The following is a 3129-nucleotide window of genomic DNA, read 5'->3' as shown; positions in this document are numbered from 1 at the left end:
ATTTTGAATTTGTTCAGGAATATTTTCGGTTATACCTCCTGCAACATTTTGAATTTGTTCAGGGATATTTTCGGTTATACCTCCTGCAACGTTTTGAATTTGTTCAGGAATATTTTCGGTTATATTTCCCAAAATTTCTTGTGCTTGTCCAGTTAAGTTTTGAAATATATTTTTAAACATTTATAGTTCTCCTTCTATATTTTTTTATTTGGCAATAATAATCTCAATGAATTTAGCAGAACAACCAGAGTACTTCCCTCATGCAATGTTATGCTTAGTACCACGGAGGCATTTTTCCAAAGACTAATATACACTAAAAATAGAACAACTAATAAAGCAAATATTATATTTTGAGTTACAATATTTTTTAATCTTTTAGAAGTTTTATGTGCACTCACAAAATTCCCAAGGTCATTCTTCATTAATACTACATCTGCAGTTTCTATAGCTACATCTGTGCCATCTCCCATCGCAATACCTACATCTGCTACAGCAAGTGCTGGTGCATCGTTAACACCATCTCCGACCATCGCGGTTGGACCATATTTTTCTTTATTTTCATTTATTATTTTTGCCTTTTCATCAGGCATTACATTTGCCTGCACATCTCTTACACCTAACTGTTTTCCAATTGCCTTTCCTGTTAATACTGCATCACCAGTTATCATAATAGTTTTTATTTGATTCTTATTTAAATATTGAATTGCTGAAATTGCAGTCTTTTGAGGAGTATCTTGAATTGCTATTAAACCTTCGACTTTATCGTTAACAGCAATAAATACTACCGTTTTTCCTTCATTTTCAAAGTTTTCCTGTTTTTCAATCCATTCTTGACTTACCATTTTAAATGCACTTGGTTTAGCAATTCGATAGCTTTCTCCTTGATAGGTTGCGCTCAATCCTGTCCCAAGTTCATTTTCAACTTTTATATCGTAGTCAACTTTTTGAGTTTCAAATTTATTAACTATAGCATTTGCTAATGGGTGATTACTTTGCTTTTCCATTGCTACTAATGTATTTCTAAAGGATTCACCATCAAGTTCGGGATTAAAATAGAAATCTACTACTTTTGGTTTTCCTTCTGTCAATGTTCCTGTTTTATCAAAAGCGACAGCTTTTAAATTAATTAAATTTGAAAGAAAATTACCACCTTTAAATAGTATTCCTTGTTTTGCTAAAGATGATATTCCAGCTAATGTTGCAGGAATTGCAGCAACAGCTAATGCACATGGTGAAGCAGAGACTAGAAAGACTAAACTTCTTGAAATTGTTTCCGTTAATGTCCAGCCTAAAAACATTGGAGAAAATATAATTAAAGCTAAAAATATTACTAATACTCCGTTGACATAGTGTGGTTCAAAACGTTTTATGAAATCGGCAGTTGGTGAAAGGTTATTTTGTGACTCTTCAACCATAGTTAATATTTTAGAAAATACTGTATCCTTGCTATCCTTGGATACTCTCATAGTGAATGTACCTGTACCATTAATGGTTGAACCAAAAACAATATCACCAACATTTTTTTCTCGAGGAATACTTTCACCATTTATGGTTGACTCATCAATGCTTGTTGAACCATTAAGTATGATACCATCAGTTGGAACTTGCGCTCCATTCAAAACTTGAAGTCTATCACCTATTTTTAATTTATCAATCGAAACTACTTCTATATTTCCCTCATTATTAATTAAACGAGCTTCCGTAGGATTTAGTTCTATTAGTTTAGTAATTTCCCGTTTACTTTTTCCCTCAACATATTCTTCAAGAAAGTGTGCCCCTGCGAATATAAAGATTAGTAGAGCAGCTTCAACGGCTTCTCCTAAGAAAATTGCACCTATTGCGGCAAGTGTCATTAAAATATGCGTATTAGGAGTAAATCTTTTCTTTTTGACTGTCTCTTTTATGGTATCATCTATCCCTTCAAGCATTACATGATATCCCGATAAAATAGTTGCTATTATGCTAATTAAAACTCTGACTGTACTTGATATTGGGAGTAATAATCCGATGATAAAAATTATTATTCCGATAAAATATAAGCGTAATGCTCTCTTTTCTTTTAAAGCTGTAATTAAGCTTTTCATATTAGATACCTCTTCTAAATGATATAAATATTTTTATATGTTATACTGATATTATAAACTATACCTTTACGGTAAGGTCAAGGAGAAAGAATGGAAAATAAAAATTATTTGACTATAGGAAAACTTAGCAGCTATTCTGGTATACATATCAAGGCTTTAAGATATTATGAGTCTATCGGCATTTTACATCCAGCATTAATTGATGCTAATAATGGTTACCGCTATTACTCTCATGCACATATTCCATATGTGAAAATTATAAAATTATGTGCTGATTATGGAATTCCTCTAGGGACTTTTAACGACTTTATTAAGTCCGAAACTGAGATCAATTTGATCGAAATCATTAGAAAAGCTAGTAACATATTAGAATTAAAAGAAAAGCAATTAAAAGAGGATAAGCAATTTTTAGAATATATACAAAATGAAATAAGCTTATCTCAAAAACTAGACTCATCAATTAATGTTGATTTAGAGCAAACTCATGAGGATTTTATCTTGATACCTTTCGATGATGTATTTTTTTCAAATAAGTACTATGATACAATTAATAAAACTATCTCTATGTTGAAGGATTTAGAAATAGAATTTTTTAACCGAATTGGGTGTTATTATTCACTCCAGTATGGTAACTACGATAAATTTCTTGCCTTAAAAGTTCGGGGCCACTCATCAAAGTTAAAAAACATAAAAATTTTGCATATTGATCATGTCTGTGTTCAAGCACAACATATTGAACCTGATAAGATAACGGATGAATTAATTAGACTTAAAAAACTTAAGCAAAATTCTATATTAATTCTGGAAACTTACGAAAATCCGTACAACTTTTCAACGCCACATCTGGAATTAAGGATATTATTAAATTAATTGGCAGTTATCTAAAAATACAATACTAGATATGTATCTAGTATTGTATTTTTTAATTTGAGAGTAGGAATACTACATTTTCTGGGCTAATATTTGTTCGGTTCTGTTGCAAAGTTTTAAATAAAGAATAAAATCCCTTACGGTATCTATGATTTAAGCTGGGATTCCCAATAAT

The 3129-nt window shown here is 30.9% G+C and carries 2 protein-coding genes and 1 pseudogene; 1 reads left to right on the top strand and 2 read right to left on the bottom strand.

Annotated features, from left to right (window positions below):
• Both KJS37_RS10335 and KJS37_RS10330 read right to left on the bottom strand, forming a co-directional pair.
• Nucleotides 1–180: pseudogene (locus KJS37_RS10335) on the bottom strand (hypothetical protein); the annotation flags it as partial.
• A 14-nt stretch (nt 181–194) separates the two neighbouring features.
• A complete protein-coding gene (locus KJS37_RS10330; RefSeq protein ID WP_017369570.1) occupies nt 195–2084 on the bottom strand; it encodes a heavy metal translocating P-type ATPase in 1890 nt (629 codons plus the stop codon).
• Between the two features lie 90 nt (nt 2085–2174).
• Between KJS37_RS10330 and KJS37_RS10325 the strand changes: the two genes are divergently transcribed.
• The gene (locus KJS37_RS10325; RefSeq protein WP_017369569.1) at nt 2175–2954 is read left to right on the top strand and encodes a MerR family DNA-binding transcriptional regulator; all 780 of its coding nucleotides are present in this window, start codon (nt 2175–2177) and stop codon (nt 2952–2954) included.
• Nucleotides 2955–3129 lie beyond the last annotated feature (175 nt).

This window comes from Lactococcus formosensis (genome assembly GCF_018403745.1).
In the GTDB taxonomy this organism is placed as follows: domain Bacteria; phylum Bacillota; class Bacilli; order Lactobacillales; family Streptococcaceae; genus Lactococcus; species Lactococcus formosensis.
This window is presented reverse-complemented; position numbering and strand designations above follow the sequence as displayed.